We start from the raw sequence: 17,865 nt of genomic DNA on the forward strand, positions 1-17,865 counted from the left end.
CTTAAGTCGCGATGCGGCTCCGGGATTGCCTGCGGAAAGCGTGGGCGCCGGAAGGACGAGTTCGAACATGTTATTTGTCAACAAGCTGAAATGGAGCGCCCGATGGCGCTCCATTTTTATATATTCACGTCGCCAACACGTCGTGATACTCCTCGTGACGGTCGAACTGATTTTTCGTGAACGGACAGAGCGGGATGATTGTTTTCCCTTGCTCACGTGCATATTCGACGACAGCGAGGACGAGCTTCTCCCCAACCCCTTGTCCTCTCAGGTCATCACTCACATACGTATGATCGACAATCAGTTTGTCGGGTCCCGTCGGTACGTAATGTAATTCTGCAGATGGCTTCGCCTCCTCGCCGACATAAAACGTATTTTCTTTTAGTTTGATGTCCATTCACTCAACACTCTCCTCGTCTAATTTTAGTGGGATGAAGAAATGATCACGCGTCGTCCACTCCATCTCACGCATCAAAATATCAAACGAGGTGGACAAAAATTCTTGGACGTGACCACTCGTCGCTTCATCAAGTGGCAAGAAAAATTCGCTCTTCTCCGCATCATAATAACCCGCTTCCGGCTTCAATGTCTCCGTTGGTAACGATCTGAACAAAAACGGATACGGTAACACAAAATAACTCGGACGATCCGTCACGTCGTCTCCGAGCCAAAATCCAAATTCGACAAATTGTTCATCGAAGGCGACACGTTCGATTATTTTATCTTCCGGAAATGGATGTTCAATCGGATAGATGACAAGTGATGAGACATCAAACGTTCCCCAAAAGAGAGCCGGTTTGATTTTCCGACATCGCAATTTCGATAAATATGTTAGTTGTTCGTGCGCCGCCCGCTGAAACAGTCTCAATCCTTTTCGGGCATACGTCGCGTCATAGGCGAGCGGTGTCTCGTCCTTATCGAGTAGCCCTTTGAAGGCCATCTCTTGTGGTTTCGGATTGATGGTGATGTGTACCCCGTGTTCACGAAGGCGCGCGAACAAGTCATCATGATACGACTTAATCGTTTTTCCAGCTTCAATCGGAATGGCGTCCGTCTGTTCCTCGACATGGACGACGAGGCAAGACGTCAATAAGTCCACATCAATCTGTAGCGCCCGCTCTCCCTCAAATAACAACCCTGTCGTGAAACCTTGCACCGTGAGCGGCAACGAGACGTGCCCCCATTGCGGTTCCGGCGGTGCCAGTTTGAGTTTGATCTTTCCGAGAAGCTGCGAAATCAAATGTAAGGTCAATTTCGTATCGTGCCATTCTGAATGCAATGGAATGTGCATCCCCCATCATCCTCTCATCCTTTACACGCACCACTATGGTCACAGATCGGACGTTTCCCAGATTGCCCGCATCCACATAGTGTCGCCCGGTAAGTCGAAATGACCTCATCGCCTTGATCGATCTGAAGGTCACCCCGCACTTCGATTTGTTGCCAATCGTTCAATTTTACGGATGTCGGTACATCTGGTGTCTCCGCATCGCCTCCGTCTTTTCGGACGAATTGGAGGGCACCGCTTGGACAACGTTCAATCACCGTCGCGACATCTGGCGCCTCGGCACCATCTGGTAAAATCCACGGTTTCCGTTGCGTATCAAACACTTCCGGTAGCCCACGTACACATTCTGCCGCATGTACGCAGAGCGACACGTCGTAGTACACATCAATCGATTCTCCCACGTATTGCTTGCCTCGCATCGAATCACCCCTTATGTGTTTGCGGGTCTTTACCCGTTCACTTACGAAAAAAACCCATCATCCTCTAAATCGGATGATGGGTTGATTTTAGGCTTGTCTCATTTCTTGCATGCGTTCGAGTTGATGCGTCAGTTCACCAATTGGGACGAATCGTGCCCGGCGTAGCATCTCTTTCCCGTTGATGAAAAAGAGGACGACCGGTACCGTGAAAATGGAGAAGGATCCCGCAACTTCCGGGACTTCGTCCGAATCCACCGCGACCGCCTCGATGTCAGGGAATTGATGAAGCATCTCTTCGATTTGAGGTTTCAGCGCATGACAGACACTGCATCCTGGATGTGATACGTAGACGAGCAGTTGTTCCGTGCTCGCAATCCGTTCATTCAATCCAGTCAAGGTTGTCATTGCTTCCATCTTACATTCCTCCTATTGATTAAGCGTCGAGCCACAAAACGCCGACCGTCTCAAATCCGGCATGTACCGCGATCGATGGACAGAAGCGCGTCCGTACCACTTCAAGACCTGGCAATTTCGACTCGATGAGCGCGACAAGGTCGTCTTGCATCTTCGGTGCGAGTGCCGTTTGGACGAACACTCGGTTATCCTTCACACCGTTCTCCGCGTGGCGACGTTCGAGTTCACCGACCATTTCCGCATAGGCTTTCTTCAACGAGCGCGCTTTTTTGAACGGGATGACTTTCCCTGTCTCATCGAGCGTGATGATCGGTTTGATGTTCAAGATGTTCGCAAGGAACAGCTCACCCGAAGAAACGCGACCGCCGCGGCGCATCGTTTCCATGTTACCGATAATCATGAAGAAGTTTTTCTTATCACGCCATGCCTCGAGCAATGCGACAATCTCTTCGATGGATTTGCCATCTTGTTCAGCCGCTTTTCCGATTCGAACGAGCTCTTGTTGCGCTTCGAGCGCGGCGTGCGAGTCGATCGTATACACTTTGAAGTCAGCCGCCTCTGCCGCTGCTTTTGAGTTTTTCGCCGTGCTGCTCAATCCGTTCGAGCAGTGGACGGCGATGGCACAGTCATATCCTTCTTCTTTCAAGCGTTCGTAGCGGCCGATAAAATCTCCGAAAATCGGTTGTGACGTCTTCGCTTCTTTCTTTTGATCAATCATATATCGATGCAAGTCTTCAAGCGAGAGATTTGTTTCACTGTAGCCGTTGCCATCCACAATCAATTGAATCGGGACGATATCTACACCGAGACGTGATGCCTCTTCTTGTGAGAAGTTGGCCATACTGTCGGTAATCCATGCGATTTTTGTCATAACTAAAAAGCCTCCAATGGTCGTTCATTTTGATCCAACCTCATTATACCTTATTTTCTGTCCCGATTCCTACCCGACCGAACGGGACGCAAAAACAGAGCGACACACGGTCGCCCTGCTTCTTTTTTCACTTTGTCGAAATCAATTTCGTATGGGCGAACTCGTCATGCGGCAACTCGAGGTCTTTATTCGACTTCATCTGTTGAAGCGCTCGAATGAGTGGAATCCCAAGCGTCGCCGGATAGACGACATCTTTATAAAGCGTCCGTTTGATGACCTGCTCGAGGGAGAGCGGACGTCCGTCCGCACTCACGACTTTAATCCCGACGACTCGGTCTCCGAGTGTCTGACCGTTTTGATACAGCATACAGTAAACCTCTCCGGCCATCGTCACAACGGTCGGCAAGTAATACCGCTTCACTTCCTTGTCGGGCCATACCTTTTTACGGATGGCCTTTTCAATCAATTTGGCCGGCGTCTGAAAAACGACTTGGTCGATTTGACCGGCGACGGCTCGTTTCCAAAGTGGGACTGCCACAGCAATCATCCTTTCTCTCGGTTCTAGCCTTTTATTTCCTCTTTTACCGGCTGACGAAACCCTGAGAACGGACATCCGCTTCGTGCGAACAAGTTCGGCGTCTTGATGATGTTGTCGTAATGTTCATGGAAGACGTGCGTCGTCGCAGGCGATAGAGGGGGGATGAGCCAGCTCCACTGCCCGGTGACGTCACGCCCTGCTTCCCGTTCATTCTTTTCGAATCGCTTGAACTGTTTGGCCGCGGTATGGTGGTCAACAATCGTGACACCCGCCCGCTCGAAAGATTGGAGGACGGCAATATTCAATTCAACGAGCGCGCGATCCCGCCAAAGTGAACGCTCTTTCGACGTATCGAGCCCGAGTGAGCGGCCGACGAGCGGCAACAAGTCATAGCGATCGGTGTCTGCCAAGTTACGCGCACCGATTTCTGTCTCCATATACCATCCATTGAACGGCACTGACGTAAAACGGAGACCGCCGATTTCAAGTTCCATGTCAGCGATGGCCGGAACGGCATGCCATTTGATCGGACGACCATCAAACAAATCAAACTCCTCGTGAACGATTTCTACTTCGAGCACGGCATCGCTCGGCAAGTCGTATAGACGAACGTCCTGACCGTCCGTAATCACGAGCGGCAAGATATCAAACGGCGTGCCGTCCCCGACCCATCCGAGTTGTTCGGCCCGTTTCGTCATCGTCACGGACATCGGGTCTCCGATGATTCCGTCCGGTGTCTCATATCCGGCATACCGAATCAGCTGCGTGTTCAACAGTTTAAACTCGTTCGGAAGGATCGTCATCGTCGAGCGGATTTTCCCACCGTTCGTGGCGAAATGAAGATGTTCCACAAGCCGCGCGTAGACGTCATCAAACGTTTTCGCATTCCGGGCATCGATCACATGAAGCGTCTGCCAAAACAATCGTCCGATACAACGGTTCGAGTTCCGCCATGCCACTTTTGCACCTTCACACAACTCCTCCGTCGTCAACGAATACGTACCCGTGCGTTCAATTTCTTGTTCGATTTCTCGCAAACGTTCGGAAGGGTCATCTTTCCACTGTCGCATCCACTCGCTCGCTTGTTCATACAAATTCATGTCTTAAGTCTCCTCATTTGTTCTCTCTTCTTCCATCTTAGAGAAAAGGAGACCTTCGTTTCAACTATCCGTTCTCGCACGTGACAGGTTAGACTCACAATCACTCTTCCTAAAAATCGTTTATGAAAAGTTGAAATGACCAATTTCGAAATAACATTCATCTGGCGTCTGCAATTTCCCCATAAGAAAACCCCACTTGTTTGCAAGTGGGGTCAATGAATTAGTTACGCTCGAGGACAAACGTATGGTAGGCAGGGACTGTAACTCTGCCAGTCGTACGTTTGATCGTTTTCGTTCCAGCGCGATCACCGTCGACTATCACGTTCCACGTTCCTTTTGGAAGTTTCACGGATACAGCATTCGGGTTCGCGTTATGTGTAATGTACAAGTCGTTCTTTTGTCCTGGTGCGTCTTCATCAATCAAATACGTGATGACGTTCGCCTCAGACTTGTAGAATTTCAAGAAGCGCTTCACATCAGTCGCTTTCGTCATGCGGAGACCAGGATTTGCTTTCCGCATCTCAATCAAGCCTTTCATGTATTGGACGTCCGCCTTACGGTCGGCTGCCCGCTTCCAGTCGAGCTGATTGATCGAATCCGGTGATTTGTACGAGTTATGGTCGCCTTCTTTCGTACGCATGAACTCCTGACCAGCGTGAAGGAATGTCGTACCTTGGCTCGTCAAGAGAATGCTCGAAGCGAGGCGGTGCATGTCTGTACGCACTTCTTCAGAAGCGTCAGGATTCGTCAACTCCAACTTGTCCCAAAGCGTATGGTTATCGTGTGCTTCGACGTATGTGATTGCTTGCGTCGGTTCTTTCGTGAACCCTTTGATCATGTCGTTATACGTGATTTCCCCGACGATTCCTGTCTTCACGCGGTTCTCCATGCCTTCTTTTCCATTGATGAAGCCATTGTCTTCATCATAGAAGACGCTACCTTTCAATCCATCACGGATGTTGTCATTGAAGTGAGCAACACCAGGCATGTCGTAGGCGTTCTTTTGGTTTGCTTTGAGTTCGGCGTCAAGTGGCGTGCCGAGATCCCAGCCTTCACCGAAGACGAGAATCGATTTGTCGACTTTATTCAATTCTGCACGAACTTTGTTCATCGTATCGACATCGTGAATTCCCATCAAGTCGAAGCGGAAGCCGTCCCAATGGTATTCTTTTGCCCAGTAGACGACTGAATCGACAATGAGTTTTTGCATCATCGCACGCTCAGACGCCGTATCGTTCCCGACACCTGTTCCGTTTGCGAAGTCGCCACCTGCCGTATAACGGTAGTAGTAACCCGGTACGATTTTGTGAAGGTTAGATGCCTGCGCGTCGAACATGTGGTTGTAGACAACGTCCATGACGGCACGTAAGTTGTTGTCATGTAGCCCTTGAATCATTTCTTTCATCTGACTGATTCGCACTTTAGCATCGTAAGGATTCGTTGAATACGATCCTTCTGGTGCGTTGTAGTTTTTCGGGTCGTAGCCCCAGTTATATGTTGCCGTCGGGTTCGTTTCGTCGACAGAAGCCGTGTTATAGTCATAAACCGGGATGAACTGGACGTGTGTCACGCCAAGGTCTTTGACATGGTCGAGTCCCGTCTTCGTCGCTGTCTTCTTCCCGTTCTCGATCAAGCGAGTTCCTGGTTGAACGACACCGAGGTATTTCCCTTTATAGCGAATGCCTGAATCGTATGTGTTCGATGTGACATCAAAAATCGAGAAGTCGCGGACGTGTGTCTCATAGATGATGGCGTCCGTCGCGTTTTTCAACTTCGGCTTCATCGAGTTCCACCGTTTCGGATCTGTTTCTTTCAAGTCGACGATGACCCCTTGGTCACCGTTCACCCCGACAGCTGTCGCATACGGATCGACCGCACGGACTTTCCCTGTCGCATGTGTCACTTGATACGTATACCCGACACCGTCGAGGTCGCCGCGTACTTCAGCCACCCACGTGCCACGTTCCCCACGTTTCATCTGGATGACTTTTTTCAAGTCTTTGTCGTTCGCTGGTCGGTCTTTCGGCATGTTCCATAGCTCGAGCTCGACTTGTTGAGCCGTCGGTGCCCAAAGAACAAATTGAGTTTTTGATTTTTGGTACGTGATGCCGAGTTTGCCATTATAGGCATACTTCGCATCAAACTCTTTTGAACGAAGTACTTTTCCTGCTTGAAGCGTCTGTTCACCAAACTCAGGATGTGAGGCTTTGATGACTTTTGCTAAATCGATATCTTCTTTGAATTCGATTGTGACTGACTTGTCACCAGCCTTTGTGATGGCAGCGACAGTAGCACCATCTACCGTCACTTCATCGATGAACGCATCCGTAATGACGCGGTTCGTCGTGAGCGTTGCTTGACGGAACGTGTCCGCCGAGAATGAGACGAGTTTCGGTGAACGATCGATTTCAGGCTCTGAATAGTAAATCGTTGAATCTCCTTCAACGAGCCAAATTTCTTTCGCTGAACCAAGAACGAAGCGATCTTCCCCGTCTTTCTCCGTCCATTCTCCTTTTTTCGTGATCAAGCCCATAAGTTTTTTCGACTCTGGGTTGGCGAGCTTGACGTTCGCCACGCCACCGAATGCATCTGTTTCGTCAAACGCGATGCTCTGACCGTCCCCACCGTCTGGCCAAGCCCATAGGCCCCAGTCCGTGTATGTATTGTCGTAACGGAAATAGTGAACTTTCATATCAATCTCCGTTGAAGCCGTCTCCCCGTCTGGGTTCGACGTATAAATCTTCGGATCACCTGACTTGATCCACACTTCTGCGACACCATCTTGAATCATGTCGCTCGTGATGAAGCGGTCCTTCTCTGACCCTTTATCTTTGTCCCAGTTGTCCGTTCGAACGATGAGACCAATTTTTTCAGGTGAATCGACCGGGAATTCGTAAGCCGCCACCTTTCCGAATGCATCTTCCCCATTAAATGTGAATCCTTTGTTCGGGAAGTAATCTGGGCCATTCGCCCAAAGCCATAAGTTCCAATCCTTTTCGTTATCCGGCGCCTCTTGATAATGGACGACGACGAGTGTCGACTTGCCTTTATCCAAAGCGGACGTCGGCATCGGAAACATTGACAGAATTAGTGCAAACGTTAGCACAACTGCCCATACGGGTTTCCATTGCTTTTTGACCATGAGGGTCCCTCCTTATAGCACTATTTTGAGAAAACGCTTACACAAAAATTGTAAACGGTTTCCTTTGGCGAAGCAACGTTATTTTAGAAAAGGGTCAATTGGCATCATTGTTCTTACAGATTTACTAAGAACAATGAACTAAATAGACAATCGTCCATATTCGTCCCGTTCTTTCTGCTGTTCCGTTGAAAAATCAGTGCACAAAAAACGACGCCCGCACTGGACGTCGCCTTGTTTAGTTCCCGTATTTTTTGAACAACTGATAGTTCTTGTTCCCGCCTGACAAGTTGTACACGTCGGTGAACCCGAGGTTACGGAGCACGTTTTGTGCCGCGTTCCCCGTCACTCCGCCGTTACAATAGACGACGGTCGGCTTGTCCTTGTCCATGTCTTTCGCCGCTTCCCGCAAGTTGCCGAGTGGGACGTTGACCGCACAATCGACACACGCCTTCTCGAACTGCGCTGCTTTCCGCGTATCAATGATTTGCATGTCTTCCCCTGCATCGATTCGTGTCTGCAGCTCGGCTGGTGTGATGAGTCGTGCCGCCTTGTCGATACTGTTCGAAAGGACCATCCCCGTATACATGACCGGATCTTTCGTCGTCGAGAACGGCGGTGCGTATGCGAGGTCAAGGTGGAACAAGTCATCCACTTTCGCCTTCAGTGTGATGGCCGTGACGAAGACGTCGATTCGTTTGTCGACTCCTTCGAACCCGACGATTTGGATGCCGAGCAATTGACGCGTCGAACGATCTGCGACCGCTTTGATCGTCATGTCTTTCCCACCCATGTAGGCAGGCTTATCCGGTTTCGTGTTATGAAGCACCTCGATGTCGTAACCGAGTTCGCGTGCTTCCTTCTCGGAAAGTCCCGTCTGCGCCACCGCAAGTCCGAACACTTTGAAGATACCCGTTCCGAGGATACCGCGATGCTCGAGATGACCGCCCGTGATCACGTCCCCAGCGGTCCGCCCCATCTTGTTCGCTGTCGAACCGAGCGGGCGCCAAATCGGTTTTCCTGTCACGATGGAGAAACTCTCCGCGACGTCTCCAGCCGCATACACGTCCGGGATGTTCGTCTCCATACGTTCATTGACGGCAATCGCTCCCGTCTCACCTAGTTCCACTCCCATCTTCATCGCAAGCTCGACGTTCGGACGGACCCCGACCGATAAGATGACGAAGTCAGTCTCGATCGACTTGCCACTCTCCGTGACGACACGCTCCACATGTCCGTCACCGACAAGTTCCGTCACCGTCTCCCCAAGCATGAGTTCGATTCCGTTCTTCTCGAGGTGTTCCTCGACGCGGCACGCCATGTCTTTATCGAGTGGTGGCATCACCTGCGGCACGCGCTCGATGATTGTCACGTCCACACCGCGTAGCTTCAACTGTTCGGCCATCTCCAAACCGATGAAGCCGGCACCGATGATCGTCGCATGTTTCGGGTTCGTCGAATCGACGAACGACCGTGTCGCTTCGGCGTGCTGAATGTTTCGGATTGGGAAGACGTTATCTGACTTCACACCCGGAATCGGTGGGATGATGCTCGTCGCCCCTGTCGCAAGGACGAGGATGTCATACGAGTCCGTGAACGTGTCACCTGTCTCTAAGTTTTCCACCGTCACCGTCTTCGCGTCCTTGTCGACCGTCGTCACGTTATGACGTGTCATGACGTCGATGTTGTAGCGTTTCTTAAAGAACGACGCGTCACGAGGTGTCAAATCGTCACGTGACTCCACTTCTCCGCCGACGTAGTACGGAATGCCGCAACCTGAGTACGAGATATCATAATCCCTGTCGTAAATCGTAATCTGGGCGTCCTCGTTATTCCGACGTGCTTTCGCTGCGACCGATGTCCCGGCAGCAACAGATCCAATGATGACTAGTTTCATATAACCCACTCCTTAATAAAGTAATAAGCTGATATAGAGGCCGAGCAATGTGATGGCCAGTGTCGGAATCGTCAAGATGATCCCGACTTTGAAATACTCACCCCATCCAATTTTAAGGCCTTTCGAGCGGAGCACATGGAGCCAAAGGAGCGTCGCAAGTGACCCAATCGGGGTGATTTTCGGTCCAAGGTCGGACCCGATAACGTTCGCATAGATTAAGGCTTCCCGAATCTGACCGGTCGTATGCGTCAAGTCGATGGCGAGCGCATCAATCATGACGGTCGGCATATTGTTCATGACCGATGACAAGATGGCAGCCAAGAAGCCCATCCCGAACGTCGCACTGAATGCATTCACTGCGAACCAGTCAATGAAGTTGGCAAGTACTTGTGTCAGTCCCGCGTTTTGTAATCCGTAAACGACGATATACATCCCGAGCGAGAAAAAGACGATGGCCCACGGTGCACCTTTCACGACTTGAGTCGTCTCTACCGCAGATGACCGATTCGCCATCACGAGGAAGAACAAGGCGATGACACCAGCGACGAGCGAGACCGGGATGCCGAGCAAGTCACTCGTGAAATACCCGATGACTAACAAAGCGAGTACGACCCACGACAAGCGGAACATCGTATGGTCTTTGATGACCGACGCCGGTTCGGCCAACTGAGACGCGTCATATTGTTTCGGGATGTCTTTTTTGAAATAGAGATACAAGACGAGCAGACTACCTGCGACTGCGAACACGTTGACGAATACCATCCGCGCCGCATATTCGGCAAACCCGATACCAAAGAAGTCAGCCGAAACGATATTGACCAAGTTCGAGACGATGAAGGGGAGACTTGCCGTGTCGGCGATGAAGCCGGATGCCATGACATATGCCAACACGACCGCGTTCGGCAGTTTGAGTGCTCGTACCATCGCTAAAACGATTGGTGTCAAAATGAGTGCGGCCCCGTCGTTTGCGAACAATGCTGCGACGAGCGCGCCAAGTAAGGTGATATAGACAAATAGCTTCACCCCACCGCCTTTAGCGATTCGTGCCATATGTAAAGCGGCCCATTCAAAAAATCCAATCTCATCTAAAATGAGTGAGATCAAAATCACGGCGATAAACGTGAATGTTGCGTTCCAGATGATGCCCCATACCGTTCCGACGTCATCGAGGTTGACAACGCCTGAAAGGAGGGCGATGACGGCCATCCCCATCGCCGAGTAACCGATGCCAAGGCCTTTCGGTTGCTTGATGATCAGAAAGAGCGTCACCAAAAAAATTAAACTAGCAATCCACTGCACAATGAGTTCCTCCAATAATCTCTATTTATTTCATTAACAAGATGGTTGTAAACCGTGCAACACGAGCGTGATGCCATCTTCTGTCGATTCGACGTCGAGCGTAACATTTTCCGCCAACGCTTCAGCTTCCTTCGCAACGGCAAACGTGAGCGTGTCGAACTGCTTCACCTCGTCTGTCTCTTCTGGTGTCGCCACAGCCAGACCGAGCGTTGGTCCACAGCAACCCGCCTCTGTGATGATACGGACAGATTTTGTCTCTTCCTCTTCTAACGCGGTTTGTAAAAAGTCGATTGCTTCGTTCGTGATGTTCATTGTATTTTCTCCTTTCCTAATTGAGATAGCGCCGAGTATCCGACTGGCAGCTGTTCTTGCCATGCGAGAACCGTCGGACGCGGATAGTTGTTCACGCGCTCTAGCCAAATCGCCTCGCTCGCGACTTTCGATGTCAAGAGCTTACTCGTCACATCGAGTGGCGTAAACGATTGATTGACGACCCAAGCGAACGGTTGAATCGCTGCCCGTTGTAAGTCTGCTGTGAGACGCTCCGCTTCATATACTGGCGTCGCCTCAGGCAGTGTCGTGATGATGACGTGCGTTTGTTTTGGGTCACGCAGTTTCGGTAACAACTCTTGGACCGCTTCCGGAACGACTCCGGTCGACCGTTCGAGTTCGCGATGATAGCTCTCCGTCGCATCTAATAACAGAAGTGTATGTCCAGTTGGAGCTGTGTCGATGACGACGAAGCGGTCTTTCGCTTTCGCCACTTGATCGGCAAAGGCGCGGAAGACGGCAATCTCTTCCGTGCACGGTGAGCGCAAGTCCTCTTCGAGCATCATGCGCTGCTCTTCGTTCATGTCCCCTGCTTCCCGGAACACATCCGTCCGATACTTCTCAATCTCGGCTTTCGGATCAATAGCATCGACGGTGAACGTATCGGAAACGTCTGCGCCAATTGTGAGTGCGAAATGAGCGGCCGGGTCTGTTGTCGTCAAATGGACAGCATGCCCTCGTTCGTGAAGAGCGACAGCAAGAAGCGAGGCGAGTGTCGTCTTTCCGACGCCACCTTTCCCCATCGTCATGATCACGCTCGGACCGTCCGCCTCCATTTCGTCGACGAGTTGATCGATCGATCCGTAACGACTCGTGTCATAGCGTGCATCCGAGATGACGACCGACTCCCCGCTCACAAAACGCTGGAGCGCTGATATCCCGACGAGATTTTCATATGCATACGGAAGCGTGAACGTCTCAAGATCGGCGATTCCGTGCGGGAGATTGTCGAGTGCTTGTTGTTGGCGTTCGATGAACCGCTTCGTGTAACGGTCTGTCCCTTCACCTGACTCGACAACACCGTTGATGATGAGTTGCATTCGCTCGATGCCGATGGCGCGAAGCTCGTTCGCGGCTCGCGCCGCTTCGACGAGTGTCGACTTCTCAGGACGAGCGACGAGCAATAACGTCGTCTCGTTTTCATCGATGAGCGTCTCGACGGCTCGTTTGTACTGCACTTGCTTACCCGCAAGACCAGCCAGTGGACCGAGACAAGACGCGCCAGTCGTATTCGTCTCTAAAAATTCATCCCATGCGCTCGGTAGTGTCAGTAATCGGAGCGTATGCCCGGTCGGTGCCGTATCAAAGATGACATGGTCGTATCGTTCCCGTGCTGCCTCGGACGTCAACAGCTCCGTGAATTGGTCGAACGCCGCAATCTCGACCGTACAGGCGCCAGACAACTGTTCTTCCATCGATTGGATGGCAACGTCCGGTAACACGCCCCGATACGGACCGACCATGCGTTCCATATACTGTTTTGCCGCCTGTTCCGGGTCAAAGTTAGCGATTTCGAGCATCGTCCCTGTGACGGATCGCGGTGTCTCATCGAGCTCCATCTCAAACACGTCTTGTAGATTACTCGCCGGGTCGGTCGAGACGAGTAAAATCTGTTTTCCACGATTGGCGAGCGTTAAGGCGAGACTCGATGCCGTCGACGTCTTCCCGACACCGCCTTTCCCGGTCAAAAACACATAGTGGGTCGGTTCAATCGTCTGAAAATCAAATGGCTTCACTGTGAGCATCTCCTTATTTTTTGAGTGAGATTCGAACTTTCGGTTTTTCTCCATCTTGTTTGGCGAATGTGGCAATCGGTAGTCCCGTCAACTCCGCCATCTCTTCATTTGACAAATAAGCGCCTCGTTTCACAATGTCTCCGTCGACGAGCGTCATCGGGAGCACATCGAGCCCATTCGCAATCTCAGCTTGTACATTGACATTCTCGACAAATCGATTCGGTTCCGATGCGAGATTATAGCGCGACACATCAAAGCCCCGTTGCTGTAACACGTAATGGATAGTCGCCACCCGTGTCAGTTCCGGGTCGATGGCCGGTCCACACAATCCGGTCGGACAACACATGGCTGGTTCGAACACTTCAAGTTTCATCTTCATCTCTCCTTAAATGGCACAATTCGGCTCACAATCACAACTCGGCTCAGTCGTCTCTAAATTCGCTAATAAGTCGGTGACGAGCGGATAAAACGGACTTGTCTCGTTCAATCGATAATGGATCCACTGTTTGTCCCGACGCTCGAGCAAGAGCCCTGCCTGGCGTAACATCTTCAAATGGCGACTGATTGCCGGTTGCGAAATATCGAAACAATCGACGAAACTACAGGCGCACTGTTCGCCTGCTTCCATCTGTTTCAACATCGTCAATCGGGTCGGGTCACCGAGTACCTTGAGCACTTTGCTCAATTCTTCCACGGTATACATGACTACTCCCTACCTTTCATATAACTTTTTCGTTATATAACCTGTACGTTATGAAATTACCATAGTTTTTCACGCGAATCAATTGTCATTTTAGACTAGATTCGGTATGATGAAACACGTTGAAAATGAACGGATTCCATTATTTTGATTTTCGTGAGACTCGAAAATCAAATCATTTTATAAGGAAAGGTGTGTTCTTTTGGAAAGATTGAATACGTTGAAACATGAATGGTTCGGAAATATCCGGGCCGACATTTTGGCCGGGATCGTCGTCGCCTTGGCGCTCATCCCGGAAGCCATCGCCTTCTCCCTCATCGCAGGGGTCAACCCGATGGTCGGGCTATATGCCTCATTCATCATCGCCATGGTCATCTCGTTTGCCGGAGGTCGTCCGGCCATGATTTCGGCTGCAACCGGTGCGATGGCGCTCGTCGTCGTCTCGCTCGTTGCCGACCACGGTCTGCAGTATTTGCTTGCTGCCGGTATTTTGACCGGAATTATTCAAATCGTCCTCGGTTATCTCGGCATCGCCCGCTTGATGAAATTCATTCCCCGTGCCGTCATGGTCGGTTTCGTCAACGCGCTTGCCATTTTGATTTTCCAAGCGCAGTTGTCAAATTTTGAAGGAGAGAGCTGGATCATTTGGGCAATCGTCGCGGCGTCACTCGCCATCATCTTCTTGTTCCCACGTGTCACGAAGGCAATCCCTGCACCGCTCGTCGCCATCGTCGTGATGACGATTCTCGCGATCACGCTAGGACTCGATACAAAAAACATCGGGGACATGGGCACGATTTCGGCGACACTTCCAGATTTCTTATTCCCGGATGTGCCGTTCACGCTTGAGACACTCATGATCATCTTGCCGTACTCGATCTCACTCGCGTTTGTCGGCTTGATTGAATCGCTCTTGACGGCCCAAATCGTCGATGACATGACAGGAACGGACTCGAATAAGAACCGCGAGTCGCGTGGTCAAGGGATTTCGAACATCATCGCTGGATTCTTCGGTGGGATGCCAGGATGTGCGATGATCGGGCAATCGGTCATCAACGTCTCCTCTGGTGCACGTGGACGTCTCTCGACATTCACCGCAGGACTCGCCCTCTTCATCATGATCATGACGATCAGTGATGTGCTCATGCTCATCCCTGTCGGCGCGCTCGTCGGTGTCATGTTCTTCGTATCGTATGCGACGTTCGACTGGGGCTCGCTCAAAGCGATGCGTACCGCTCAAAAGTCAGACACGGTCGTCATGCTCGTCACGGTCATCGTCACGGTCTTCACGCACGACTTGTCACTCGGTGTGCTCGGTGGAATTTTGACGGCTGCGATTTTGTTCGCTGCCAAAATTTCGAAAATCGACCTCGGTCGCCACGTCACGTCGCATCGCGTAGACTATACGGTAAACGGACAATTGTTCTTCGCCTCGACATCTGAATTCGTCAACCAGTTTGATGTGGCAGAAGACGTGGAGGCAGGTGTCAACCAGGTCACCATCGATTTTGCGAATACGCATCTCTGGGATGACTCGGCCATCGGCGCCATCGATAAGGTCGTCTTCAAATACCGTGAAGTCGGGATCGAACCTGAACTTCTCAATTTGAATAAAGACTCTGAAAAACTGCTCAACACGCTTGCGCTCCACTTGAAGCAACAAGACGCGAACGCGGGGCATTGATTCGGCATTCCCCCGCTTCACTAAATCACCTATACTAAATGTAGAACGTGCGAAAGAGGAGGAGTTTTCATGGGAAAGGTATTTTTAGCGGCAGATGGTTCTGCCCACTCGAAACGTGCGCTTGAAAAGGCGATTCAACTCGCAAAGGCGTCCAATGCGTCGATTGACATCGTCCATGTCATCAGTGCGAAAGAATCAAAAGAGGCCGCCCTCAACTCAACGGGCAAAATCGACTTGGAAACGAAGCGGAAGCAGATGCTCAAACCGTTGTTCGATTTGACGGAAGCTGAAGGCATCCCATACGAGTACATCGAACTCCGTGGTGAACCGGACGTCGAGCTCGTCAAATATGCGAACCACGAACCATACGAATATGTCGTCGTCGGGTCACGCGGCTTGAACACGTTCCAAGAGTTCGTGCTCGGAAGCGTGAGTCATAAACTCGCCAAACGTGCACTCGCTCCTGTCATCATCGTTAAATGATTCATCTTCCCCATCTCGTTGTGAGATGGGGATTTTTTGTGTCTTATACAGGGGACGCCCTATTCGTGTAGAATGTGTTAAGGACAGTCTATCTACTAAAGGAGGTTCTCGCAATGGATATCGCAAACGACCCGAATACACTTTTTCTCATCCTGTTACCTGTCCTCATCCTGCAACTCATCTTGCTCGTCGTCGCTTTGATTGACTTGTTCAAACGAGACGTGACGAACGGCCCGAAATGGGTATGGCTCCTCGTCATCGTCTTCATCAACATTCTCGGTCCGATCATCTACTTCTTATGGGGACGGACGCCACGATGAAAGTCACACGGTTAACCAAACGATTCGGTTCCTTCACGGCCCTCGATGATGTCAGCTTTGAGCTACGCCCAGGTTGCACCTCGTTACTCGGAGAAAATGGTGCCGGGAAGACCACCTTGTTGAACTTGCTCGCCCGAGTCACGGACCCGACGAGTGGCGATATGAGCGGACATGACCAGATTCGGGTTGGCTATTTGCCACAACGCCCCGCTCTCTATCCGTCCCTCACGCCTGTCGAGACGATTCGCTACGCTGCTGAATTGACGGGAACGAAACACGTTGATCCTATCCAACTATTAAAACGCGTCGGTCTTGAGCCGGTCGACCGTTCAGCCTCGAACTTATCGGGCGGGATGCGTCAGCGTCTAGGCATCGCCCAGGCACTCGTCCATGACCCTGAATTACTGTTACTCGACGAGCCAGTCTCAGCTTTAGATCCACGCGGTCGACGGGAAGTGCTCGATTTGTTGAGCGACTTGAAACGAGAGCGAATGATTCTCTATTCGACACACGTACTCCCAGATGCTGAAGAAGCGAGCGACTGGGTGCTCTTGCTTCGACAAGGTAAACTACTGATGGAAGGTACGGTGACCGACTTGCTCGGATTGAAATCCACGATTGAATTACGTCTCTTCGACGACCCGACGAGCGGGACAGATTGGGAAGCGTTGAACGGTGTGCGTCGTGTGACGAAAAATGGCTCGACGTGGACGTTCGAGTCGCCGGACCGGGATATCGCTGAACGTGCAATCTTGAACCGGATCCTTGAACTGAACGTCACCGTCCAATCGTTACACGTCGGGCATCCGTCACTCGAGTCCTTGTTCTTGGAGGTGAACGCCTGATGCGCACGGCAATTTTCAAACAAGAATGGCGGGAGTCGTGGGCGAACAAGCGACTAATCTGGATTCCGATCGCTCTCATGCTCCTCGCCTCCATGCAGCCGCTCACGCTTTATTTTTTACCAGATATTCTCGCTTCCGGCGGGAACTTACCGGACGGTGCCGTCATTGAAATTCCGACACCGACACCGGAAGAAGTATTGATTTCTGTCAGCGAACAGCTTCGCCAAATCGGGCTCCTCGTCGTCCTCTTGTCGGCGATGCATACGTTCAGCCATGAACGGACGAACGGGACCCTCGCCTGGCTCAAGTCGTTACAAATCCCGATGTCACGCATCGTCGTCAGCAAATGGGGACATTACGCCCTACTGACCGTCGGTGGCATCTTGCTCGCACAAGCGGCAGCCGCCTATTATACGGTCATTTTATTCGACGCATTCGATTGGCTCGACTTTCTCATATCGACCACACTCCTCATCTGTCATTTTGTTGTTCAGTTATCGATTTTCTTCCTCATCGCCGCGATGTTGGAAAGTGGTGTCGTCGCGGTCGTGTTGACGCTCGGTCTCCATTTCGTCATGTCGCTCCTCATCGGTTGGGTCGACCTCGAATGGATGCCTTGGATGCTCGGTCCGTTATCGAGTGAAGTGCTCCTGACAGAAGTAGATCTCATGTGGCCGCTCATGACCGGAATGCTCGTCGTCATCCTCTCGCTTTATGTGGCGTCGAAACGTCTTCGGTTCATGAACCATTCGGCGTAAACGTCTGATTCTTCAATTGAATCCTTTGACTCAGCTTGAAATTG

General features: G+C 51.1%; 19 protein-coding genes. 5 read left to right on the forward strand and 14 right to left on the reverse strand.

Annotation, left to right across the window (positions count from 1 at the left end; translation table 11 throughout):
* Positions 1–124 precede the first annotated feature (124 nt).
* The 14 genes from KNO92_RS12115 to KNO92_RS12180 all read right to left on the reverse strand — a co-directional run bounded on the left by KNO92_RS12115 (position 125) and on the right by KNO92_RS12180 (position 13,734).
* On the reverse strand, positions 125–397 hold the full coding sequence (locus KNO92_RS12115) for a GNAT family N-acetyltransferase (protein ID WP_214693861.1): 273 nt from the start codon (positions 395–397) through the stop codon (positions 125–127).
* Positions 398–1,291, reverse strand: a complete 894-nt coding sequence (locus tag KNO92_RS12120) for a DUF5996 family protein (protein ID WP_214693863.1) — start codon at positions 1,289–1,291, stop codon at positions 398–400.
* A gap of 14 nt (positions 1,292–1,305) precedes the next feature.
* On the reverse strand, positions 1,306–1,707 hold the full coding sequence (locus tag KNO92_RS12125) for a (4Fe-4S)-binding protein (RefSeq protein ID WP_214693869.1): 402 nt from the start codon (positions 1,705–1,707) through the stop codon (positions 1,306–1,308).
* An 87-nt stretch (positions 1,708–1,794) separates the two neighbouring features.
* On the reverse strand, positions 1,795–2,121 hold the full coding sequence (locus tag KNO92_RS12130) for a thioredoxin family protein (protein ID WP_074036441.1): 327 nt from the start codon (positions 2,119–2,121) through the stop codon (positions 1,795–1,797).
* A gap of 19 nt (positions 2,122–2,140) precedes the next feature.
* A complete protein-coding gene (locus tag KNO92_RS12135) occupies positions 2,141–2,992 on the reverse strand; it encodes a DegV family protein (RefSeq protein ID WP_214693871.1) in 852 nt (283 codons plus the stop codon).
* A gap of 127 nt (positions 2,993–3,119) precedes the next feature.
* Positions 3,120–3,539, reverse strand: a complete 420-nt coding sequence (locus tag KNO92_RS12140; protein WP_214693873.1) for an RDD family protein — start codon at positions 3,537–3,539, stop codon at positions 3,120–3,122.
* Positions 3,540–3,553: 14 nt separating this feature from the next.
* Entirely contained in the window at positions 3,554–4,630 is a 1,077-nt protein-coding gene (locus KNO92_RS12145) for a nitric oxide synthase oxygenase (protein ID WP_214693875.1), read from the reverse strand.
* A 220-nt stretch (positions 4,631–4,850) separates the two neighbouring features.
* Positions 4,851–7,772 carry a type I pullulanase gene (gene pulA, locus KNO92_RS12150; RefSeq protein ID WP_214761531.1) on the reverse strand — a complete coding sequence of 974 codons (2,922 nt, stop codon included), beginning with the start codon at positions 7,770–7,772 and terminating at the stop codon, positions 4,851–4,853.
* 235 nt (positions 7,773–8,007) lie between these two features.
* Positions 8,008–9,666, reverse strand: a complete 1,659-nt coding sequence (locus KNO92_RS12155) for an FAD-dependent oxidoreductase (protein WP_214693879.1) — start codon at positions 9,664–9,666, stop codon at positions 8,008–8,010.
* A gap of 12 nt (positions 9,667–9,678) precedes the next feature.
* Positions 9,679–10,965, reverse strand: a complete 1,287-nt coding sequence (locus KNO92_RS12160) for an arsenic transporter (protein ID WP_214693881.1) — start codon at positions 10,963–10,965, stop codon at positions 9,679–9,681.
* Positions 10,966–10,998: 33 nt separating this feature from the next.
* A complete protein-coding gene (locus KNO92_RS12165; protein ID WP_214693883.1) occupies positions 10,999–11,277 on the reverse strand; it encodes a Fe-S cluster assembly protein HesB in 279 nt (92 codons plus the stop codon).
* Complete coding sequence (gene arsA, locus KNO92_RS12170) at positions 11,274–13,031, reverse strand: arsenical pump-driving ATPase (protein ID WP_483297456.1); 1,758 nt, start codon at positions 13,029–13,031, stop codon at positions 11,274–11,276. Before arsA ends, KNO92_RS12165 begins: the two co-directional genes overlap by 4 nt.
* A 13-nt stretch (positions 13,032–13,044) precedes the next feature.
* Complete coding sequence (gene arsD / locus KNO92_RS12175; protein WP_214693885.1) at positions 13,045–13,404, reverse strand: arsenite efflux transporter metallochaperone ArsD; 360 nt, start codon at positions 13,402–13,404, stop codon at positions 13,045–13,047.
* Positions 13,405–13,416: 12 nt separating this feature from the next.
* Positions 13,417–13,734: an ArsR/SmtB family transcription factor gene (locus KNO92_RS12180; protein WP_214761535.1), complete on the reverse strand. Its 318-nt coding sequence runs from the start codon at positions 13,732–13,734 to the stop codon at positions 13,417–13,419.
* A 199-nt stretch (positions 13,735–13,933) separates the two neighbouring features.
* Here KNO92_RS12180 and KNO92_RS12185 point away from each other — a divergent pair, with 199 nt between their 5' ends.
* The 5 genes from KNO92_RS12185 (at position 13,934) to KNO92_RS12205 (ending at position 17,821) form a co-directional block, all read left to right on the forward strand.
* Positions 13,934–15,415, forward strand: a complete 1,482-nt coding sequence (locus KNO92_RS12185; protein WP_214761537.1) for a SulP family inorganic anion transporter — start codon at positions 13,934–13,936, stop codon at positions 15,413–15,415.
* A gap of 69 nt (positions 15,416–15,484) precedes the next feature.
* Positions 15,485–15,898, forward strand: coding sequence for a universal stress protein (locus tag KNO92_RS12190; RefSeq protein ID WP_214693889.1), 414 nt, complete (start codon positions 15,485–15,487; stop codon positions 15,896–15,898).
* Positions 15,899–16,011: 113 nt separating this feature from the next.
* Positions 16,012–16,218: a PLD nuclease N-terminal domain-containing protein gene (locus tag KNO92_RS12195; protein WP_214683707.1), complete on the forward strand. Its 207-nt coding sequence runs from the start codon at positions 16,012–16,014 to the stop codon at positions 16,216–16,218.
* The gene (locus KNO92_RS12200) at positions 16,215–17,063 is read left to right on the forward strand and encodes an ABC transporter ATP-binding protein (protein ID WP_214761539.1); all 849 of its coding nucleotides are present in this window, start codon (positions 16,215–16,217) and stop codon (positions 17,061–17,063) included. The genes KNO92_RS12195 and KNO92_RS12200 overlap by 4 nt, the downstream gene beginning before the upstream one ends.
* On the forward strand, positions 17,063–17,821 hold the full coding sequence (locus KNO92_RS12205) for an ABC transporter permease (protein WP_214693893.1): 759 nt from the start codon (positions 17,063–17,065) through the stop codon (positions 17,819–17,821). Before KNO92_RS12200 ends, KNO92_RS12205 begins: the two co-directional genes overlap by 1 nt.
* The last annotated feature ends 44 nt before the right edge of the window (positions 17,822–17,865 follow it).

The sequence above is a fragment of the Exiguobacterium sp. s129 genome (assembly GCF_018617585.1).
GTDB classification, from domain to species: domain Bacteria; phylum Bacillota; class Bacilli; order Exiguobacteriales; family Exiguobacteriaceae; genus Exiguobacterium; species Exiguobacterium aestuarii_A.